The sequence below is a fragment of the Bradyrhizobium sp. 164 genome (assembly GCF_023073715.1).
Classification (GTDB): domain Bacteria; phylum Pseudomonadota; class Alphaproteobacteria; order Rhizobiales; family Xanthobacteraceae; genus Bradyrhizobium.
Map to the genome: position 1 here is coordinate 111,327 of NZ_JADPKA010000110.1, position 19,948 is coordinate 131,274.

Genomic DNA, 19,948 nt, shown 5'->3' on the forward strand with positions numbered 1-19,948 from the left:
TTTGTCCGCCGCAAGGACCCAGCAGCCGTTTTAGGGCTCATTGGCAAATTTCAACATTCCGGCCGGTTTCAAGGTGCGGGCATCGAAGGTGCGGAGCTCGGTGGCGCCGCCGATGTCCAGTGTGACCACGAGGCGATCGCCCGCGACGCCGGTGGAGACGATCCTGGCGCCCTTCGGCAGGGTGGCGATGACGTCGCCGGCCACCTCGACCGCCCTTCCCTCCGACTTGAAAAGACGGTAGCCCACCGCGATCAGGACGGCGCAGATCGCCAGCGCCGTGGTCAACCCCGCGATCAGCATCATCCGCCGCACCCGCGCGAACAGCGCGGCCTGCTCGGGGGTCGGTTCGGGAACAGCGGTTTCGGTCGTCATGGAAAGCTCGGGCTCTGCGCAAAGGTTGGAGGTTGTCGTCGCCGGCGACGAGGGCTCGGCCCGGCTCGACCGCGTGCTGGCGGCGCACCTTACCGAACTGTCGCGATCGAGGCTGAAAGCCCTGATCCTGGCGGGCGCAGTACACCTGAAGGCCTCCGCGGTCCGCGACCCCGCTTATCACGTCAGTCCCGGCGATACGATCACAATCGACGTGCCGGAGGCGGCGCCGGCGGAGCCGAAGGGCGAGGATATCGCCCTCGACATCGTGTTCGAGGACAACGACATCGTCGTCATCAACAAGCCGAAGGGCCTCGTCGTGCACCCCGCGGCCGGGCACGAGACCGGCACGCTGGTGAACGCGCTGATCGCCCATTGCGGCGCCTCCCTCTCCGGCATCGGCGGGGTGCGCAGGCCCGGCATCGTGCACCGGCTCGACAAGGACACGACAGGGCTGATGGTGGTCGCCAAGAACGACCTCGCCCATGCCTCGCTGTCCACGCAATTCGCCGACCACGGCCGCACGGGCGAGATGCGGCGCGGCTACATGGCCTTCGCTTGGGGTGTGCCGAACCGGCATCGCGGCACGGTGGACGCGCCGATCGACCGCCATCCGCATGCGCGCGAGAAGATGGCGGTTCGCCAAGGCGGCCGCGAGGCGGTGACACATTGGCAAATTCTGGAGAGCTTTGCTGGCCGCGATGGCAAACCCGTCGCTGCCCTGCTCGCCTGCGAGCTCGAGACCGGGCGCACCCACCAGATCCGTGTCCACCTCGCCCATATCGGCCACCCCCTGCTGGGCGACGCGGTCTATGGCCCGCATTTCAAGACCAAGGCGAACCAGCTCGGGCCTGGGTCGCAGGCAGCCCTGACGGCGCTGGGGCGACAGGCCTTACATGCTTACCTGCTCGTATTTGAGCACCCAAGAACCGGAGAATTACTGCACTGGGAGGTGCCGCTGCCGGAGGATTTGCTTCTCCTTCGAAGCTGCCTCAAAGCGGCGCTATGACGCAGCCCCTTTCAGAAAGCCTTTACATTACAAAAAGTTATAGCTGCCACACGGGGACGTGACGTCAGCAATCCTTCCCTTTTCGACCCCCGATAGGATATATTGCGCCTGCGTTGAAATTGACCAACGCGGAACATCGCAGCCCGACCGGCTTTGACACAGCGGTCGTCTGCCTGGCCCGCCGCTATCGGGGGCCTGAACCTTTTGGAGGGCGCACTATGGCCCGTACCGCTGCTTTGCCGGTCCTCAATGGAGAATCCGGCCTTTCTCGCTACCTCGCCGAGATCCGCAAGTTTCCGATGCTCGAACCCCAGCAGGAATACATGCTCGCCAAGCGTTGGCGCGAGCATGACGATCGCGACGCGGCGCACCAACTCGTCACCAGCCATCTCCGCCTCGTGGCCAAGATTGCCATGGGCTATCGCGGCTACGGCCTGCCGATCTCCGAGGTCGTCTCGGAAGGCAATGTCGGCCTGATGCAGGCGGTGAAGCGATTCGAACCCGAGAAGGGGTTCCGTCTCGCCACCTACGCGATGTGGTGGATCAAGGCGTCGATTCAAGAGTACATCCTGCGTTCCTGGTCGCTCGTGAAGATGGGCACCACCGCGAACCAGAAGAAGCTGTTCTTCAACCTGCGCAAGGCGAAGAGCAAGATCAACGCGCTGGACGAAGGCGATCTCCGCCCCGACCAGGTCGCGACCATTGCCAAGCGGCTGGGCGTGACGGATCAGGACGTGATCGACATGAACCGCCGTCTCGGCGGCGACGCCTCGCTCAACGCGCCGATCCGCGACGACGGCGAAGCCGGCGAATGGCAGGACTGGCTGGTCGACAATACGCCCAACCAGGAAGCCATGATGGCGGAGCACGAGGAGTATGATCACCGCCGTGACGCGCTGAACGGCGCCATGGGCGTGCTCAACCCGCGCGAACGCCGCATCTTCGAGGCCCGCCGCCTCGCCGATGAGCCGATGACGCTGGAAGACCTTGCTGCCGAGTTCGGCGTGTCGCGCGAGCGCGTCCGCCAGATCGAGGTCCGCGCCTTCGAGAAGGTGCAGTCCGCGGTCAAGGGCACGATCGCAAGACAGGAACAGGCTGCGCTGGAAGCTGCGCATTAAGCGGGCTTGCGCGCTAAAGGATTGGCGGATCGAAAGAGACGAAAAGCCGGCGGCAACGCCGGCTTTTTTGTTTGGGTGGTGAAGCGCAGTACTGCGGGATCGCCGGATGTGGTGTTAGTGGCCTGCCCTTTTGAGCGGCGGGTTGACTATCGCGGACGCTGTGCAACCTCTATCGCTGCCATTAACAGGTTTGCGGCGACGTCTTTGCCGAAAGTGTTGACCCGTGATCGGACCTTCGTCCGGCTCGCTGACCTCGAAGATCACATTCCCTCCGCTCGAAAGGACTTCCAGTCGGACACCGTCGAAAGAAATGTCGCTGGCCCACTGATATTCCACAGCGCGTTCTTCGAACGTCAGTATTCCCATGCCTGATGCCTATGCTGGATTGAGTGATCAACCTCACCCAACGTGGGTCGAAACCGAGCTTGCCTTGAACCCGCGCGTCCGGTCAACCGACCCAAAATGACCGGGCGACAACAATCAAGCCAATGGACGCACCGTGTCGATCATCCTGCAATCCACCGTCGGCGGCTTCGAAGCCCAGTTCCTGCGCAAGCTGCCGCTGGTCGAGCAGGCGATGCGCGAGCACGGGCTCGAGCCGTCGGAATTCGTGATCTCGAAGGATTATGCCGGCACGGCGACGATCCCGCTGATGGGCCCGTTCTTCTACAGCTACAGCGTGTTCTTCGGCGAGGAGCAATTCACCGTCACCGAACCGAACGACGTGGTGTTCCTGGATTATTTCTTCAAACGCGTGCTGGCCGCAGACGGCCCGCCGGTGGTGCCGCGGCGGCCGGGATTGATCCAGCGGCTTTTCGGCTGGATGTCGCCGGCGGTTTAGCTCGTCCCGGCCGCTGGTCATTCACCTTCCGCAAGCGGGGCGAGGAGCGCACTTGCTACTCCCCCCAAACCCTCGCCAGCGTCGCGAGCCAGCAGCCTTCGCAATAGCGGGCATCCTTGTAGTCGATCCAATTGTGCGCGTAGACGCGATCGGCCGGGATGCCGTAGCGCATGCGCAGCACCTTAACGAGGATCTTCCAGGCCGCGACCTGCGCCTCGGTCGGCCCGGCCGCGACGTCAGGATAATTTCCGGCGAACTCGACGCCGATCGAATTGTCGCGCACGACCTGGCGATAGGTCGACCTGTTGTCGATGTATTTGTTGTCGTTGCGGTTGGCGCCGTCGCCATGGGTCGGCACCAAATTCTCCGCCGCCGCCCAATAGACCGTGCCGTCGGTCTCGACCCACACCGTGACCCCGCGCCGGGTCGGGTTCTTCGCCTGCGCCAGCGCGCCGCCCCGCGCCGAACCGGCCGGCCCCTCGGTCTGGTGCACGATGATGTTGCGCCAACGGTTTGCGCTGTCGACGTCGCGCCATGGTGCCAGCCACACGATCTTCAGGCCGGGAATCTCGGGCGTGCCGGAGGCGCGCGCGAGTTTTTCGAGCTCGGCATCCTCAGCGGCGGCGGGGATGGTCAGATACAGAGCGGCGAGAACGGCCGCGAGCAGGCGGGACATCGTGATGCGGGTCCAATGCGACCCCTGATGTAGCACGCCCTTACGCGAAGTTGTGCGCGGCCTCACCTCGACCGATCGGCTCGGGCGAGAGCGGCGGGGCCGGATCGTAGACGGCAAGATCGTTCTTGCCGTTCTTCTTGGCAGCGTAGAGGGCGTGGTCGGCACGCGCGATCAGGCGGTCCGGGAATTGACCGATGCCGCGGTCCCACTGCGCAACCCCAATCGAGATCGCGATCGGAATGTCGCGGCCGGTGCAGGCCGCGGCGTCCTGACGGCAGACCTCGAGCACGCGGCGGGCGATCGCGGCAGCCTCGCGCAGCGACGACGACGGCAGCACGATGCAGAACTCGTCGCCGCCGGTACGAGCCAGCATGTCGCCGGGCCTTAGGCGCGTCTGCGCCATCAGCGTGAAGTGCTTCAGGCAGGCGTCGCCCGCGGCATGGCCATGGGTATCGTTGATGGTCTTGAAGCCGTCGAGATCGATCACCAGCAGCGAGAACGGCGCGCCGCCGCGCTCCGAGCGCGCGCATTCCTCGGTCAGGCGCTGCAGCAGATGCCGCCTGTTGGCGACGCCGGTGAGATCGTCGAGCAGCGCGAGGTCGGCAACCTCGTTGCGCAAGCTGTCCATTGCCAGCAGCAGGAAACCGAAATTCAGCGTCATCGACAGGAACAGCAGCCCCAGCACCATGATGGCATGGGTCTGGCCGCCGGCCCGCGCCGAGAGATCGTGGCCAAGCAGATTGCCCACCATACGGGCGGACAGGATCGCGATGATGCTGAGGATGACGATGCCGGACAGCCGCGCGCCGGGGCTGACACGCCCCTCCGGCGACAGCAGGAGGCGCAGCGCCAGCGCCAACGGCAAGGCTTGGCCGAGCGTGTAGCTGAGCATGCGCAGCTGCATGTGCTCGAAGCCGACCGTAAAGACCACGACGCCGGTGAGGCTCAAGCCTCCCGTTGCGGTCATGAGACGCCACGAGACCGGCCGGTCATAGAAGCGCTGAATGCCCATGGCGGCGAGGCAGCTCGCGGCAATGACGCCGGCTGCGCCGAGCAGAAGCGGCAGGGGCGAGGCGACGAACAGACGGATCAGGGCCGTCATGGCGCCGGCCGCGCCGACGAAGGACGAGGCCATCCACAATCGCGCGGCTGCGAATTTCGGATAGGAGCGCGTCACGTAGGCCCAGATCACACCGAGCGCCAGGAAGTTGACGACGAAGACCGTCCACAATGTCGGTACGTTCAGCATGGCGCGTGCAGCACGCGCAGCGTCGCGCCCCCCGTCCCTGGCAGCCGTCCGTCCATCACCCATCCCCGTTTTCTTCCGGCGACAATGCGCGAGTTGCGCTTAATGGAGTCTCACTGCGACTCTTGAAAACGCGCCTTTGGTTTTGGATTCATGAACGGCGCCTGGCTGTTGTCGATCGTTAAGCCTGTCGCAAGCGACGGTGCGCCGACGCGGCGATGCGGATTCGCGCAGCAAAATCACCTGAAAATGCATCTGAGCTGTGGATAACACGATGACACAGATATGACGACGCGGGGCAGAGGAGCGCGAATCTGCTGAGTTTGTCGTCGAGGATGTTGCGAGGCTGGCCCTCCGCCGAGCATCCCTCGTGTCGCGTTCCCACCATTAAACCCTAAGAGGATACTATGGCTAAGAAAGCGAAGAAGGCGGCGAAGAAGAAGGCGAAGAAGGCCAAGAAGGCGAAGAAGAAGTAACGCGGCTTCTTTTTCTTTGCCCGGGTGGAGCCTCGCTCCGCCCGGGCGTCGGGCAAGATCGAGAGTTTGAAGGGTGGCGGGCGCAAGGCCCGCTTTTTTATTGGGAGAAAGAAAGACTACCGCTCCGCGAACGCCAGCTTGGCGCCGAGTGCGGCAAAGCCGGCGGCGAAGCTGCGGCGCAGCCAGGCCATGACGCGGGGCCGGGAGATGACGCGCTCGCGCACCGAGGCAGCGCAGAGGCCATAGACGACGAACACCGCAAAGGTCATCGCCATGAAGGCGCCGCTCAATTCCAGCATCCGCGCCAGCACATGGGCCTCGTCGAGCGCGATGAACTGCGGCAGGAAGGCGAGGAAGAAGATCGACAGTTTGGGATTGAGGATGTTGATCAGGAAGCCGGTGACGATGACGCGGCCGCTCGACCGCTCCTTGATCTTGCCCTCGACCGCGAGCGCACCTCGCTCGCGCAGCGCCTGCCAGGACATGTAGAGCAGATAGGCGACGCCGCACCATTTCAGCGCGGCGAAGGCGAGCGCGCTGGTGTGGAGCACCGCGGCAAGGCCGAGCATCGCCGCCATCATGTGCGGCACAATCCCCAGCGTGCAGCCCAAGGCCGCCGCGATGCTGGCGCGCGAGCCTCGGGTGAGCGCCGCCGCCAGCGTGTAGAGCACGCCGGTGCCGGGCGAGGCGACCACGATGAGCGAGGTGAGCAGGAACGACCAGGTCATGATTGGACGTTATCACCGCGCCTTGCGTCGGAAAAGCGATGGTCGGCAACGGCCCTCAGGACAGCTGCGCGATCTCGGCCTCGCGCAACACATCGAGCGGCGCCCACGGCTTGGCCCAGAACTTGGCACCGTCAGGCAGCGCCTGCATCAGAGGCCGCCCGGAGGTGACGACGACGTCGAGCTTCGGATTACGGTCCTTGGCGAGATGAGCGAGTTCGACCCCGTTCATGCGGCCAGCGAGCTGAACGTCAGTCAGCATCAGGCAGAGTGCGCCCGCATTCTTCTCCAGCACGCGTTCGGCCGCCTCCGCGCTCTCGCACTGGATCACGTCGTACCCACTTTCCTCGAGGAGAACGCAAAGCATCTCCCGCTGCATGTGGTCGTCTTCGACGATCAGCGCTGTTGCACGAAAAGGCTGTGCCTGTCCCATGAGCGGCTCCCAATGCTTGCTTCGTATCGTATGTTAAAGGCCCAAATCGGTCGTGGTTCAGTTCCATTCTGAAAAAATGTAAATCATAGTTCCCGCTTTCCGGACTTGGCGAGGAGATCCATGACTGCGATTCGCGGCGCCGCCGCCATGACCGGAGAACGCGGCGAAGACCACGCCGAAGGATGCCGCCCTGCGCATCATCAGAGGCATCGAGAGGAACGAGCCTCGCATCCTGATCGGCAACGACGCCCGTTTCATGGATCTGCTCCAGCGCTTGCGCCTGGGCGCGGCGCGACAGCAGCGCGACGCCCCGTCATTTGCGAGCCTAGTTAGCCATGGCCCCCTCACTGCTCCATCAGCCGATCCGCGAAATACCCGATCGTCTTGCGATAGACCACCGCCCTGTTCCACTCGCGCATTGCTTCGAAATTCGGCGTGCCTTCGCCGTAAGGCTGGCCCATCTTGAAGCCGCTGGTGTGGAGCAGGTTCGCAGTCGAGGCGAGCACGTCGGGAACGCTGTGGCGGAGGTCGACATGGCCGTCGCCGTCGAAATCGACGCCGTATTTGATGTAGGACGACGGCAGGAACTGGGTCTGGCCGATCTCGCCGGCATAGGCGCCGATGAGATCGCGCAGCGGCAGGTCGCCGCGCTGCACGATCTTGAGCGCGGCGAGCAGTTCGCCCTGGAACAGATCGGTACGGCGGCAGTCATGCGCCAGGGTTGCCAGCGTGCGGATCACCGGCAGCTTGCCGGTATCGCCCTTGCCGAAATCGCTCTCCAGCCCCCAGATCGCGACCAGGATGTAGCGGGGCACGCCGAACTTCTGCTCGATCCGCGAGAGCAGCGCGGCATGGCGCTGGAGCAGCGCCCGCCCGCCATTGATGCGGCCGGGGCCGACGCGGGTCGAGACGTACTGTTCGAAGCTCTTATTGAAGGTGTGGCGCTGGCGCCGATCGAAGGCGAGCACGGCGCCATCCTGGGTCACACCACTGAGCGCCGCATTGGTCACGCTCGCCGAAACGCCGGCGGCTTGCGCCTCCGCGGCCATGCTGGCGACGAAAGCGTTGAAGTCGCCGCCGCAGCGCGCGGCCTGCGCCGACCCACCGGCCAGACAGACGATGGAGGCGATGGCCAAAGCGTGTCTCAACATGCCGGAAAATCCTCTGAAGAATGAGCGCGCAAAGTAGCGCGCGATCATGCCCGGGAACCGAATTGGCGTCAAAGCAGCAAAGCCTCGCCGTGAAGGCGCGCGAGCTTGATCCGCGTCGACATCGTATCCAAGCGACGCGAGATGGACGATTGTCCGACACTCTCCTCTCGTCGTTCCGGGCGGCGTTTAACGAGTCGCGCGCAGCGGCCCGGTGGCCGCAAGCCCGAATCATGCATGACGCAACAACGTCGCAGCTCCATGGATTCTCAGATGCGCAGGGCGCAGCCCTTGGGACATGCACCGCGATAGTGGACCTCGATTCAGTTGCGCTGCATTGCGACGGCCCGAACAATGAACAAAGTGATTTGGTGATCCAAACTATTGTTGCGACGCGCATCAAGTCGGCATGCCGCGGCCAACGCATATCTGATCCGCCCGCTGCGACATCAACGCCGCCACGATTTGCCTTGCCATCGCACGGCGCCTTCGATAGTCTTCTATTTTAGGTTGTCACCCCCGCCAGCCCCGGGCGACACTGAAGACCAAAGATAACTGACGGCCAAAGATAAACGGCGGGCTTCGCGGCCCGCCGCCTACTGGGGTTCACATCGACGCCTGTCACTCCGAGGCAACGACATCTGATCCGGCAGCCGCGCCGGGCATCCTTGCCTTCAATGCATTGCCGACGTCGATAACCGCCGAAGTCATTTGACTGCGGCGCCCTGATCGACGACAAGCCGCCATGGCCAAGAAACCCGGAACCAATCCCAAAGGCGAGTTCGCCTTCTTCAACGTCGTCTATGAGGACGATACCCAGCGCTCCAACCGCCGCGTGCCCACCGAGCTGCTCGGCGGCCTCGACGGCGACGAGCCCGCCCGCGGCTTCATCATGGAGCAGGACCGCGAGATCGCCGAAAAGAGCGGTCGGCCGCCGCTCGAGATCAAGCGGATTGAGCGGGTCGGGGTGAAGAAGAAGTAGGCAGACATCGGCAGCGCTCACCAGCGCCGCATATTGCAGACAAGCAGCCGATAGAAAGCAGATGAAGCTTCTTGGCTGAACGCTACTGGTAGACAGGCACGAACAAAAACGGCGGGCTTGCGCCTGCCGTTTCGTCCGGATGGATGCCCGGGTCAGGCCGGGGCCTGACGATCGGAATTAATTATCCAAGAAGCTGCGCAGCTTCCGCGACCTTGACGGATGCTTCAGCTTGCGCAGCGCCTTGGCTTCGATCTGGCGAATGCGTTCGCGCGTCACGCTGAACTGCTGGCCGACTTCTTCCAACGTGTGGTCGGTATTCATGCCGATGCCGAAGCGCATGCGCAGGACACGCTCTTCGCGCGGCGTCAGAGATGCCAGCACGCGCGTCGTGGTCTCGCGCAGGTTGGACTGGATCGCGGCGTCGATGGGGAGGATCGCGTTCTTGTCCTCGATGAAATCGCCGAGGTGCGAATCCTCTTCGTCACCGACCGGCGTCTCCAGCGACAGCGGCTCCTTGGCGATCTTGAGGACCTTGCGGACCTTTTCGAGCGGCATGCCGAGCTTCTCGGCGAGCTCTTCCGGAGTCGGCTCGCGGCCGATCTCATTGAGCATCTGGCGCGAGGTGCGCACGATCTTGTTGATCGTCTCGATCATGTGCACGGGGATGCGGATGGTGCGCGCCTGGTCGGCGATCGAGCGGGTGATCGCCTGCCGAATCCACCACGTGGCGTAGGTCGAGAACTTGTAGCCGCGGCGATACTCGAACTTGTCGACCGCCTTCATCAGGCCGATGTTGCCTTCCTGGATCAGGTCGAGGAATTGCAGGCCGCGGTTGGTGTACTTTTTGGCGATCGAGATCACCAGACGGAGGTTGGCTTCCACCATCTCCTTCTTGGCCTGGCGTGCCTCGCGCTCGCCCTTCTGTACGGAGTGCACGATCTTGCGGAACTCGACGATCTCGAGGCCGGTCAGGGCGGCGAGCTGATGCACTTCGTGACGAAGGTCCTTGATGCGGTCCTTCTCGTGATGAACGAAATTCTTCCAGCCCTTGGCCGAGAGTTTCGAGACGCGGTTGAGCCAACGCGGATCGAGCTCCGAGCCGGTGTAGTTGCGCAAAAAGTCCTCGCGCGCGACGCCGTGGCTGTCGGCAAGACGCATCAAGCGGCCCTCGTAGGAGACGAGGCGCTTGTTGATGTCGTAGAGCTGCTCGACCAGCGAGTCGATACGGGCTTGGTTGAGGCGGAGCGACTTCACCTCGACGATGATCTCGTCCTTCAGCTTCTTGTACTTGCGCTCCTGGTGCGGCGAGAGCGACTCGTTCTGGAGCTGGTTCTGGATGTCCTGCTCCTGAAGCTTGCGCAGCTTCTTATAGCTGTCGGCGATCTTGTCGAAGATCTCGACCACCTTCGGCTTGAGCTCGGCCTCGATTGCCGCGAGCGACATCTGGTTCTCGAACTCGTCGTCGTCCATGTCGGACTCGGCGGCGGACTCGGCTGGATCCTTGTCTTCGCCGGCTTCAGTGCCACCGGGCGCAGGCGCGGCGCGGAACGGGGTGGGCGACGGCGGCGCGGCGGGCGGCGCGACATGCGCGGGGGCAGCGGCGGACGCGGTGGCTTCGCCACCCTCGGCCGGCGCTTCGCCGTTCGGGCCGGCGATCATCGCGGTGTTCATGCCGCCCTTGGCGTCAGGGCCGGCATAGGTCGCTTCGAGATCGATGATGTCGCGGAGGAAGATCTTGCCTTCGTTGAGCTCGTCCCGCCAGATGATGATGGCCTGGAACGTCAGCGGGCTTTCGCACAGACCCGCGATCATCGCCTCGCGGCCGGCCTCGATGCGCTTTGCAATGGCGATTTCGCCCTCGCGGGACAGCAGCTCGACCGTGCCCATCTCGCGCAGATACATGCGCACCGGATCGTCGGTGCGCTCGCCCGGCTCGCTCTTCTTGACCTCGGTGACGGCCTTCTGGGTGACCTCGACGAGCTCGTTGTCGGTCTCGTCCTCGCCCTCGTCCTTGTCTTCCTCGCCTTCGGTGTCGTCGGCTTCGGTGACGTTGATGCCCATGTCCGAGAGCATCGACATGATGTCCTCGATCTGTTCGGGCGAGGTCTGGTCGGACGGCAAGACTTCGTTGAGCTGATCAAAGGTCACGAAGCCGCGCTTCTTGGCCTGCTTGATCATCTTCTTCACGGCGGCGTCGGACAGGTCGAGCAAGGGCGAGGGCGCGTCCTGGGAGTCCTTCTCCGGCGCATCCGCTGCCTTGTCGTCCTTTTCCTTGTCCTTCGCCTGCAGCGTCTTTGCCTTGGTGGCCATCCATTGCTCCTCAACGCGCTTCAATGCAGACGGCGCGCCCCGCCTGCCTGAATTCACATGAACCTGTTGCTCGACGCTCTCGCTTCGGCAGCTCTCGACACGGAAAGGGCGGCGCACAAACTTCTCGCCACCCCCAACTTTCTCTCGCCGGATTTGCCTAACGCTTCGTGAGCCTCTTTGTCGCAGCGGATGCAGGTGTAGTGCCAACAGCGGTTGCGCGGATTCATTCCTGACGCGTCTGTTCTGCCTGCGGCCGCCTTCGGGCCAAAGTGCTACAAGACCGTTAAGCCTCGATTAACCCTGTTTCTGCCGCCAAACCAAGGATTTGGCGAGTCTTTTAGCGGTTCCGACCCCGGCCGTCCGCATGATTCTTTCATTACATGCTCTTCTGGAGCCGACCCGACAGTTCGCCAAAACCCTCGATCAGGGCCTCGGTACCGTCGACTTCGCCCATCCGAGCCTTGACGTCACGCAGCCACGCCAAATTGGCCTCGCTGGGGTCCTCCCCCAGGGCCAGCTCAGCGTCCTTCAGCTCTCTAAGTAGTGAATGCCATTGCCGATGCAAGGCAACCAGCTGATGCCAGGTGGCAAGAACGTCATCCCGCGCCGCGCCCTCCCGGGCGCCCCACACCGCCGCGGTCGTGATGCCGTTCTCAACCCTTTGAAGAACTTGCGAAAATCCGCCCTTCTCGAGGTCGCCCCGCATCTTCTCGGCCTGCTCGCCCGGGTCCGGTGAGTGGTGATGATCGTTGGCGAAGGCGGCGATGATGCCGGCCCTGAGTTTATGGGCTTCGGGATGGGCCAGCTCCAGGGCGGCCACCTCCTCCAAGTGCTCATGCAGCAGCCAGGGGTGGTTGATCAGGCATTGCAGGATCAGGGCCTCCCGGCGGGAGATGGCACTGCGCTGGCCGCGCATGATCGGGCTTGCCGCCAGCTGAGGGCTCGCCGCCTGGTATGGACCGGACGGCAGCGGGACGGGACCGGGCGGGCCGCGGCGGGCGCCACCAAATCCCTGGCCACCGAATCGATTCGCGCCTCCCCCACCCCTGGGCTGGAACGGCCGGCCGCCGCCACCTTGGCGGAAACTGCCCCGGCCGCCAAAGCCGCCGCGCCCGCCTTCGGGGGCAAAGGCGCGCTGGAGCCGATTGGCAAAGTCGTCGCGGTAATAGCGCCGCACCACCTCGTCGCGGATGCCGTTGGAGAGCTCCTTGATGCGCGCCTCCAGAGCGGCGCGGCGCTCGGGCGTGGCAAAATTGCCGCCTTCGAGCTCGCGCGACCAGATCATCTCCGCGAGCGGTCGCGCCGCCGCGATCACGTCCTCGATCGCGCCGCGGCCACCCGAGCGAACGAGATCGTCGGGGTCCTGCCCCTCCGGCAGCAGCGCAAAGCGCAGGCTCTTGCCCGGCGCGAGGAACGGCAAGGCAAGGTCCGCGGCGCGGTAAGCCGCCTTCTGGCCGGCGCGGTCGCCGTCGAAGCAGAGGATCGGCTCGTCCGCCATCTTCCACAGCAGCGCGAGCTGGCTTTCGGTGAGCGCAGTGCCGAGCGGCGCGACGGTGCCTGCGAAGCCCGCGGTGACCATGGCGATGACGTCGACATAGCCTTCGACCACGATCAGGGCGCCGCCGTCATGGGTGGCTTTGCGCGCGGTCTGGTGGTTGTAGAGATTGTCGCCCTTGTGGAAGAGCGGCGTCTCCGGCGAGTTCAGATATTTGGCCGGAACGTCCTTCTCCAGCGCGCGCCCGCCGAAGGCGATGACGCGGCCGCGCAAATCCGTGATCGGAAACATCACGCGGTCGCGGAAGCGGTCGTACGGCACCGGAATGTCGTCGCCGGCGACGAGCAGGCCGGTCTCGACCATGTCGTCAACGGACACGCCAAGCTTGCCAAGATGCTCCTTCAGCGCGAAGCGGTCGGGCGGCGCATAGCCGAGGCGGAACTGCAATTGCGTCGCCGGCGAGATGGCGCGATCGGCCAGATAGCCGCGCGCTTTGGCACCTAAGCGCGACGCCAGCGTCTCGGCGAAGAATTTTGCTGCAAGATCCATGACGTCATGCAGCGATTTGCGCCGCTGCTCATGCCGGGCCGCATCCGGCGTCACCGCCGGCAGCGGCAGTCCCGCCATATTGGCGAGCCGCTCGACGGCCTCGGCGAACGGCACGCCGTCGGTCTCCATCACGAAGTTGATGATGTCGCCGTGCTTGCCGGAGGAGAAATCGTGGTAAAAGCCCTTCTGGTCGTTGACGTAGAAGGACGGCGTCTTCTCCTGCTGGAACGGCGATAACCCCTTCCACTCCCGCCCCGCCTTCTTCAGCTTGACGCGCTTGCCGACGACTTCGGAGACCGAAAGCCGGGCACGAAGCTCGTCGAGGAATTGGGGCGTGAAGCGCATGAGATCCAGTCTTGCCCGAGCGAGATGAGCCGGGCCAAGATCAGGCATATAGGTGCCGCCTGCGCAAAAGTCAGGTTTGTCGGGATTATACGCGCTGTTCACAGCCCCGCGTTATTCCGGGGCGCGCAGAGCACGAGCCTGGAATCAATGGCGCCACCGGACCGCTGGCAGAAATGGATTTCCGGGCTCGCGCTTCGGGCGCCCCGCAAATGACGGTGGAGAGAGGCCTTGAACCGCGCCCGGTTCCACGCTTCCATACCCCCATGTTCAGGACCTTTCGAGGCGGCCAGAGCGGGGGCTGGCGCGTGACGTCAATCTCGCCCGTGAGGGGCGAGCCCCTGCCCTTCGTGCCGGCGCTGTCGGTGACCGACAGCGAGGCCGTCTCGTTGCCGCTGGTGCCCTCGCGCAACGCCTGGCGGCTGGTCGGCGTCGCGAGCAGCTTGCGTTACACCGAGCGGCCTGAGAAGCAGCAGCTCGTCGCCGTGCAGGCCGGCCTCGGCCGGTTAGAGGCGACCAGCGCAGCGCTGATCCCGATCCGCAAGTCGCAGGCCTGGTGGGAGCTGACGCAGGAAGAGCGCCGCAAGATCTTCGAGGACAGATCGCACCACATCGCGAGCAGCCTGCGCTACCTGCCCGCCATCGCGCGCCAGCTCTATCATTGCCGCGACCTCGGCAGCCCCTTCGACTTTCTGACCTGGTTCGAATTCGCACCGGTTGATGCTGCGCTGTTCGAAGAGCTGGTGGCGATGCTGCGGCAGACCGAGGAGTGGACCTATGTCGAGCGCGAGGTCGACGTGCGCATGGTGAAGGAGGTGCTGTCGGCCTAATGCTTCAGGAAGCGGCCGGACACGATGCGCGGAAGATCGGTGACGGGCCAGTTGTAGACATAGGTCCAGGCCTTGCTGCTGGTGCCGTCCGGCAGCGACACGTCGATCAGCTGGCGCAGATATTCGGTCGGCTCCGGAAAGCCTTCGCCGCAGGCCTCGTACATGTCGAGCTCGCGCAGCAGCTCGTCGCCCGCGCGCAAGTGAAAGAGCTCACCATGGACGATGTCGGACGGCGCGTCCGACAGCAATAGCCCCGGATAATGCTTCACCAGGACGAGCCGACCGCGGCAGGTCGCATCGGCAAGGAAATCCGCATGAGCCGCGAGCAGCCGCGCCATCGGATGATCGAAGCCGCGCATCAGGGTGCCGTAGACGAAGAGACGATCGCAGGTCATCCGGTGTGTATAGCTGGCAATGGCGCGGAACGACAACGCCGCATATTCGCTGTCGTCCTGGCGAAAGCCAGGACCACGATGTACAGGCAATGACGCTCTCAGCGGCATCCTCGGTCGAGCATGGTGATTTGAAGCGAACCGATCTATACCGATTTTCTTCGAACTTCAGGGCGGCAGTTTTTCCATAGGCAATCAGGATGGCTCTAGATACGGCCGACGCGACCGATCAACTCCTCGGCGAGGGCGACATTGCGCCAGTGCATGAGGTGAATACGGCAGGCCAATCGCCCTTCCTGCTCACCGCGGATCATTACGGGCGGGTGCTGCCGCGCGCGCTCGGCAATCTCGGTGTCGCGGAAAGCGAGCTTGTGAGGCACATCGCCTGGGACATCGGCATCGCCGGCGTCGCCGAGCGGCTCGCAAAAATGCTCGACGCGCATCTGATCGCGCAGCGCTATTCGCGGCTCGTGATCGACTGCAACCGCCCGCCCGCCGCTGTGAGCTCGATCCCCGTGATCTCTGAAGCCACCGCGATTCCGCGCAACGAGGGTATTTCGGAGTGGGAGCGCGAGGCGCGGCGGCGCGAGATTTTCGCGCCCTATCATCATCGCATCGACGCCGCCCTCAACCGCCGCCTGCGCGACAAGCGGCCGACAGCACTGGTGTCGCTGCACAGCTTTACGCCGGTCTATGCCGGCGTCGCGCGGCCCTGGCACGTCGGCGCCCTGTATAACCGCGACACCGTGCTGCCGCAGCTTCTCTTGAAACATCTCCGCGCTGAAAGCGATCTCGTCGTCGGCGACAACGAGCCCTATGCGGTGAACGACCTCACCGACTACACCATCCCCGTGCACGGCGAGGCGCGGGGCCTCGTCAACACCGGCATCGAGATCCGCCAGGATCTGATCGCCGACCAGTCCGGCCAGCAGCAATGGGCGGAACGGCTGGCGCGGATCCTTGCCGAGATCGAGGTTGAGCTGAAGGCGGAGCTGTTGGTGTAAGCCTCACTTCGCCCTGGTCAGCGCCAGCCAGATGCCGCCGCCGATCATGAAGCCGCCGGAAATGCGCGACATCATCCGCGTGCGGCGGGCCGAGAAGAATTTTCGGGCGCGGCCGGCGGCGATGGCGTAGAGCGCGTCGGTCATGACCGCCGTGACCATGAAGGTGGCACCAAGCAGCGCGACTTGCGGAAAGTGCGGGTGGTTCATGTCCATGAACTGCGGAATGAAGGCGCCGAAGAACACCAGCACTTTAGGGTTCGACAGCAGCACCAGGAATCCTTGCAGGAAGAAGCCGCCGCGCGGCGGCGGAGGCGGCGCGTCGACGTCAACGCCGTCGACCGGCGTCCAGATCAACTTGATGCCGAGCCACACCAGATAGGCGGCGCCAGCAAAGCGTACCCAGTCAAACCAGTACCCCATGGTCGCCATCAGCGAGGTCAGACCGACCGCGACGATGCCAATCACGATGGCAAGACCCGCTTGCGCGCCGGCAACGTTGGTGAGCGCCGCGCGGGTGCCGTGCCGCAGGCCGTTGGCAATGACGAGCGTGACGATCGGCCCCGGCAGCAACGCCAGCGCGATGCAGGCAGCGACGAAGGCGAGATAGGCTTGCATGGACATCATGGGGAGGACTCGCTGCGGTTTGTACGCATTAATGCATGGCGGAGGCCGGAACGGAAGCTCGCAGATCTCGTGTTCCCGCTTGCGGGGAGCTCTTCGCCTCGTCCCGCAGCGGAGAGATTGCACGCGACCAAAAACATGATTTCTCAAGCGCCGCTTGACATGCAACCATTTGGTTGCCTATCATCATAACCATGGATGAGGTCTTCAAAGCGCTCGCCGATGCGTCACGACGGTCGCTGCTGGACAGGCTTCACACCCGGAACGGCCAGACCCTGAACGAGCTCTGCGAAGGCCTTGCCATGACGCGTCAGGCGGTGACCAAGCACCTTGGCATTCTGGAGGAGGCCAATCTCGTCACCACCATCAGGCATGGCCGCGAGAAGCTGCACTATCTCAACCCCGTGCCGATCCATCAGATCGGCGAACGCTGGATCAGGAAATTCGAGCGCGGCAAGCTCGCCGCACTTAGCGAGTTGAAACGTCAGCTGGAGAAACGCGATGAGTAAGCCGGAATTCGTCTACGTCACCTACATCGAGACCACACCGGAAAAGGCTTGGGAGGCGCTAACCAACAGCGCGTTTACGCGGCAGTACTGGTTCGGCGCCGAGGTCAGATCCGACTGGAAGGTAGGCTCTTCCTTCGCCCTCACGCTCGACGGCGAGATCACCGATTCCGGCGAAATCCTCGAGGCCGATCCGCCGCGGCGATTGTCCTACAGTTTCAAGCACCAGAAATACGAGGAGCTGCGCGGCGAGCCGATATCGCGTGTCGTCTTCACCATCGAACCGTTCGGCTCGCTGGTGCGTTTGACCGTGCTGCATGACGGTTTTGTCGAGGGCGGCAAGTATCTCGGCGCCGTCTCCAATGGCTGGCCGGCGATCCTGTCCGGGCTCAAGAGCCTGCTGGAGAGAGGCAAAGTACTCGCCATCCCGCGCACGGCGCTCAACAAGGGATTCGACGCAAAATGAAGCTCGAGCAGTTCACGCCGCTGACTGTCTACACCATCTACATCGCCTCCACGCCCGAGAAGGTGTGGGAGGCGCTGACTTCGGCAGAGTTCAGCCGACAGTATTTCTTCGGCAATGCCGTCGAGGTCGAGCCACGGCTCGGCGGCGCCTTCATCGTGCGCACGCCCGACGGCGCCGTGCACATCAGCGGCGAGGTCCTCGCCTACGATCCGCCGCGAAAGCTCGCGGTCACGTTCAACGTGAACTGGCCCGATCTGATCGAGAAGCTCGGCCCGACCCTCGTCACCTACGAGATCGCACAGGCCGGCGATGCCGTCCGGCTCACCATGAGCGAAGGCCACGACCGCCCGCTCAGCGATGACATTCTTGCAGGCGGGCGCTCCGGCTGGCCGGCGATCCTGTCGAGCCTCAAGAGCCTGCTCGAGACCGGCAAGCCGCTGGTCGTCAAGCCGGGCCCGCCGCAGCGGATGCTCGATGCGCTGAAGGCGATGGGGATCAAGACGCCGTAGGGCGACGGCCTCCGTGTCGTCGTCCCGGACAAAGCGCGCCTCAAGCGCGCGCCGATCCGGGCGCCATAGCGAAAGGGTGAAGTTTTTGGCGAAGACTCGTGGTTACGGCTTCGCGCCAACAACATCCCATACGGCTATGGGCCCGCGGCTTGAGGCGTCTTTGCCATTGTCAGAGGCTAACCTTTCGCCCGCAGCTCGCGCCGCAGCACCTTGCCGGTGGCGGTCATCGGCAGCGTCTCCGCGAAGGCGACGAAGCGCGGATATTCGTGCGCGGCGAGCTGCACCTTGACGAACTCCTGGATCTCGTGCGCGAGTGCGTCGCTGCCGGTGAAGCCGGGGCGCAGCACGATCCAAGCCTTGATCGATTCGGTCCGGATCGGATCGGGAATGCCGACCACCGCGGCCATCGCCACGGACGGATGCTTCATCAGCGTGTGCTCGATCTCGGACGGGCCGACGCGATAGCCGGCGGTGGTGATGACGTCGTCCTCGCGGCTGACATACCAGAAATAGCCGTCCTCATCCTGCACGCCGAGATCGCCGGTGAGCAGGAATTCGCCGGCATATTTCTTCGCCGTCGCCTCCGGATTGCGCCAATATTCGAGCATGGTGACGGGACATGGCTGGCGCACGCCGATGATGCCGCGCTGACCGCGCGCCAATTCCTCGCCCTTGTCGTTGACGATGCGAACGTCGAAGCCTGGCGTCGCCTTGCCCATCGCGCCGGGGCGGATCGGAAACAGGTTGGAATTGCTGCCAATCACCAGGTTGCATTCGGTCTGGCCGAACACTTCGTGCGCATCGATGCCGAAGGTCTCGCGCACCCAGCCGAGCAATTCGCCACCCAGAGATTCACCCCCGGTAAAAATGCTGCGCAGCTTGACGCCGGGGTGCTTCACACCGGCCTGTCGCATCAGCTTCAGTGCCGTCGGCGGCAGAAAGACATTGCGCACGCCGAGATCGGCCATCATCTGCATCGCTGCCTGCGGCTCGAATTTGCGCGCGCGATGACCGACCAGGGGAATGCCGTGATACCAGAACGCCAAGAGGCCGTTGACGAGGCCGCCGATCCAGGCCCAGTCCGCCGGCGTCCACATAAGATCGCCGGCGCGCGGCAGGAAGTTGTGGCACATCTCCACATTCGGCAGATGGCCGAGCACGACGCGGTGCGCATGCAGGGCGCCTTTGGGATTGCCGGTCGTGCCAGAGGTATAGATGATCAGTGCGGGATCATCGGCGGAGGTGTCGACCCGCACGAAATCGGGTGAGGCCGCTTTCACCGAATCCCAGAACGATTTCGCGCCTGCCGGAACGCGCTCGCCGACAACATAGACGTTCGTCAGCTCCGGCAGGCGATCGCGGATCCTCGACAGCTTCTCCCAGCCTCCTTCGTCAGTCACGATCGCCTTGGCCTCGGAATTCGACAGGCGGAATTCCAGCGCGTCCTCGCCGAACAGCGCGAATAGCGGAATCGAGATCAGGCCTGTCCGGAACGCAGCCATGTGTACGATCGGCAGCTCCAATGACTGCGACAGGAACACCGCGACGCGGTCACCGCGCGACAGCCCATCCGCCTTCAGCACGTTGGCGAAGCGGCGCGACATCTCGGCGACCTCGTCAAAGGACGTGCGCGTGGTCACGCGGTTCTCGTCGACATAGATCAGCGCGAGCCGGCCGCTGCCGTCGGCATGGCGATCGCAGCACGCCTCCGCGATGTTGAATCGCGCCGGAATGTCCCAGCGGAAATTGCGATAGAGCTCGTCGTAAGTTGCGGCTTCGGTCAGCATGGCAGCACGTTTCCAGAGTAGTTGTCGCCCAGTTTAGAGCCGTGGATGCTCGGGACAAGCCCCGCCGCGGTCATTGCGGCCGACGCACCAGCTTCGAACCCGGAATCCATCATG

Annotated in this window: 21 protein-coding genes and 1 pseudogene; 11 read left to right on the forward strand and 11 right to left on the reverse strand. The window is 64.1% G+C overall.

All coding sequences use genetic code 11. The features are described 5' to 3' along the window. Positions 1 to 30: 30 nt before the first annotated feature. Positions 31 to 372, reverse strand: coding sequence for a hypothetical protein (locus IVB01_RS33360; RefSeq protein ID WP_247277458.1), 342 nt, complete (start codon positions 370 to 372; stop codon positions 31 to 33). Here IVB01_RS33360 and IVB01_RS33365 point away from each other — a divergent pair. From IVB01_RS33365 to IVB01_RS33380, 4 genes are all read left to right on the forward strand, one after another. Further along, complete coding sequence (locus IVB01_RS33365; RefSeq protein ID WP_247277459.1) at positions 371 to 1,378, forward strand: RluA family pseudouridine synthase; 1,008 nt, start codon at positions 371 to 373, stop codon at positions 1,376 to 1,378. The two genes, IVB01_RS33360 and IVB01_RS33365, sit on opposite strands and share 2 nt — an antisense overlap. 218 nt (positions 1,379 to 1,596) lie before the next feature. Further along, a complete protein-coding gene (gene rpoH / locus IVB01_RS33370) occupies positions 1,597 to 2,496 on the forward strand; it encodes an RNA polymerase sigma factor RpoH (protein ID WP_157328162.1) in 900 nt (299 codons plus the stop codon). 21 nt (positions 2,497 to 2,517) lie between these two features. Then, positions 2,518 to 2,868, forward strand: a complete 351-nt coding sequence (locus tag IVB01_RS33375; RefSeq protein WP_247277460.1) for a hypothetical protein — start codon at positions 2,518 to 2,520, stop codon at positions 2,866 to 2,868. Positions 2,869 to 2,995: 127 nt separating this feature from the next. Continuing rightward, on the forward strand, positions 2,996 to 3,337 hold the full coding sequence (locus IVB01_RS33380; protein WP_247277461.1) for a hypothetical protein: 342 nt from the start codon (positions 2,996 to 2,998) through the stop codon (positions 3,335 to 3,337). 55 nt (positions 3,338 to 3,392) lie between these two features. Here the strand turns inward: IVB01_RS33380 and IVB01_RS33385 are convergent, their stop codons facing one another. The 4 genes from IVB01_RS33385 to IVB01_RS33400 form a co-directional block, all read right to left on the reverse strand. Beyond that, positions 3,393 to 4,019, reverse strand: a complete 627-nt coding sequence (locus IVB01_RS33385) for a peptidoglycan recognition family protein (RefSeq protein ID WP_247277748.1) — start codon at positions 4,017 to 4,019, stop codon at positions 3,393 to 3,395. A 34-nt stretch (positions 4,020 to 4,053) separates the two neighbouring features. Beyond that, entirely contained in the window at positions 4,054 to 5,262 is a 1,209-nt protein-coding gene (locus IVB01_RS33390; RefSeq protein WP_247277749.1) for a GGDEF domain-containing protein, read from the reverse strand. 589 nt (positions 5,263 to 5,851) lie between these two features. Then, on the reverse strand, positions 5,852 to 6,463 hold the full coding sequence (locus IVB01_RS33395) for a LysE family translocator (RefSeq protein ID WP_247277462.1): 612 nt from the start codon (positions 6,461 to 6,463) through the stop codon (positions 5,852 to 5,854). A 55-nt stretch (positions 6,464 to 6,518) separates the two neighbouring features. Next, on the reverse strand, positions 6,519 to 6,893 hold the full coding sequence (locus IVB01_RS33400) for a response regulator (RefSeq protein WP_247277463.1): 375 nt from the start codon (positions 6,891 to 6,893) through the stop codon (positions 6,519 to 6,521). A gap of 154 nt (positions 6,894 to 7,047) precedes the next feature. Here IVB01_RS33400 and IVB01_RS33405 point away from each other — a divergent pair. Then, positions 7,048 to 7,173, forward strand: a pseudogene (locus IVB01_RS33405) (acetoin dehydrogenase); the annotation flags it as partial. Positions 7,174 to 7,237: 64 nt separating this feature from the next. On the opposite strand, the gene IVB01_RS33410 reads toward IVB01_RS33405, so the two are convergent. Continuing rightward, complete coding sequence (locus IVB01_RS33410) at positions 7,238 to 8,044, reverse strand: lytic murein transglycosylase (protein WP_247277464.1); 807 nt, start codon at positions 8,042 to 8,044, stop codon at positions 7,238 to 7,240. A 742-nt stretch (positions 8,045 to 8,786) separates the two neighbouring features. Here IVB01_RS33410 and IVB01_RS33415 point away from each other — a divergent pair. Continuing rightward, positions 8,787 to 9,023 carry a hypothetical protein gene (locus tag IVB01_RS33415; protein ID WP_247277465.1) on the forward strand — a complete coding sequence of 79 codons (237 nt, stop codon included), beginning with the start codon at positions 8,787 to 8,789 and terminating at the stop codon, positions 9,021 to 9,023. Between the two features lie 177 nt (positions 9,024 to 9,200). Here the strand turns inward: IVB01_RS33415 and rpoD are convergent, their stop codons facing one another. Together rpoD and dnaG are read right to left on the reverse strand one after the other, a co-directional pair. Continuing rightward, positions 9,201 to 11,333, reverse strand: coding sequence for an RNA polymerase sigma factor RpoD (rpoD, locus tag IVB01_RS33420; protein ID WP_247277466.1), 2,133 nt, complete (start codon positions 11,331 to 11,333; stop codon positions 9,201 to 9,203). A gap of 376 nt (positions 11,334 to 11,709) precedes the next feature. Further along, positions 11,710 to 13,722 carry a DNA primase gene (gene dnaG, locus IVB01_RS33425; RefSeq protein WP_247277467.1) on the reverse strand — a complete coding sequence of 671 codons (2,013 nt, stop codon included), beginning with the start codon at positions 13,720 to 13,722 and terminating at the stop codon, positions 11,710 to 11,712. Positions 13,723 to 13,985: 263 nt separating this feature from the next. Between dnaG and IVB01_RS33430 the strand changes: the two genes are divergently transcribed. Then, a complete protein-coding gene (locus IVB01_RS33430) occupies positions 13,986 to 14,549 on the forward strand; it encodes a chlorite dismutase family protein (RefSeq protein WP_247277468.1) in 564 nt (187 codons plus the stop codon). Here IVB01_RS33430 and IVB01_RS33435 read toward each other — a convergent pair. Beyond that, positions 14,546 to 14,944 (reverse strand): gamma-glutamylcyclotransferase family protein, encoded by a 399-nt coding sequence (locus tag IVB01_RS33435; protein WP_247277750.1) that lies wholly within the window; start codon positions 14,942 to 14,944, stop codon positions 14,546 to 14,548. The two genes, IVB01_RS33430 and IVB01_RS33435, sit on opposite strands and share 4 nt — an antisense overlap. A gap of 197 nt (positions 14,945 to 15,141) precedes the next feature. Between IVB01_RS33435 and IVB01_RS33440 the strand changes: the two genes are divergently transcribed. Continuing rightward, on the forward strand, positions 15,142 to 15,945 hold the full coding sequence (locus IVB01_RS33440) for an N-formylglutamate amidohydrolase (RefSeq protein ID WP_247414967.1): 804 nt from the start codon (positions 15,142 to 15,144) through the stop codon (positions 15,943 to 15,945). A 3-nt stretch (positions 15,946 to 15,948) separates the two neighbouring features. Here the strand turns inward: IVB01_RS33440 and IVB01_RS33445 are convergent, their stop codons facing one another. Beyond that, complete coding sequence (locus tag IVB01_RS33445; protein WP_247277469.1) at positions 15,949 to 16,569, reverse strand: LysE family translocator; 621 nt, start codon at positions 16,567 to 16,569, stop codon at positions 15,949 to 15,951. Positions 16,570 to 16,760: 191 nt separating this feature from the next. Here IVB01_RS33445 and IVB01_RS33450 point away from each other — a divergent pair, with 191 nt between their 5' ends. Genes IVB01_RS33450 through IVB01_RS33460 form a run of 3 tightly spaced genes read left to right on the forward strand, consistent with a single transcriptional unit; the run spans position 16,761 to position 18,047 of the window. Then, entirely contained in the window at positions 16,761 to 17,075 is a 315-nt protein-coding gene (locus IVB01_RS33450; RefSeq protein WP_247277470.1) for a helix-turn-helix domain-containing protein, read from the forward strand. Next, positions 17,068 to 17,538, forward strand: a complete 471-nt coding sequence (locus IVB01_RS33455; RefSeq protein WP_247277471.1) for an SRPBCC family protein — start codon at positions 17,068 to 17,070, stop codon at positions 17,536 to 17,538. The genes IVB01_RS33450 and IVB01_RS33455 overlap by 8 nt, the downstream gene beginning before the upstream one ends. After that, on the forward strand, positions 17,535 to 18,047 hold the full coding sequence (locus IVB01_RS33460; RefSeq protein ID WP_247277472.1) for an SRPBCC family protein: 513 nt from the start codon (positions 17,535 to 17,537) through the stop codon (positions 18,045 to 18,047). The genes IVB01_RS33455 and IVB01_RS33460 overlap by 4 nt, the downstream gene beginning before the upstream one ends. A 176-nt stretch (positions 18,048 to 18,223) precedes the next feature. On the opposite strand, the gene IVB01_RS33465 is transcribed toward IVB01_RS33460, so the two are convergent. Beyond that, positions 18,224 to 19,834, reverse strand: coding sequence for an acyl-CoA synthetase (locus IVB01_RS33465; protein ID WP_247277473.1), 1,611 nt, complete (start codon positions 19,832 to 19,834; stop codon positions 18,224 to 18,226). Positions 19,835 to 19,948 lie beyond the last annotated feature (114 nt).